Raw genomic sequence first — 243 nt, 5'->3', positions numbered from 1 at the left:
AGAACCTACGATACCGCCAACTTTGCCCCATTCAACTGCTTCAGTACCTACACCGACTGCTGCGAAACCAACAATGGCACCAACAATAGAGTGAGTGGTTGAAACAGGCCAGCCTAGTGCAGAAGCTCATCTTCAATACTGACAACCCATTAGAAAATGCTAAGCGTTATGTGCCTTTCTATATGGCACTTGCTGGCTTTGTGATGTCACTTGTGACAATCACTAAAGGTCTTAAGCATGTAG

1 pseudogene is annotated in these 243 nt (G+C 45.3%); it reads right to left on the bottom strand.

The window, feature by feature from the left end:
• Window positions 1-126, bottom strand: a pseudogene (locus K5R16_RS22405) (inorganic phosphate transporter); the annotation flags it as partial.
• Between the last annotated feature and the right edge of the window lie 117 nt (window positions 127-243).

The sequence above is a fragment of the Shewanella sp. c952 genome, from assembly GCF_019654975.1.
GTDB lineage: Bacteria > Pseudomonadota > Gammaproteobacteria > Enterobacterales > Shewanellaceae > Shewanella.
This window is presented reverse-complemented; position numbering and strand designations above follow the sequence as displayed.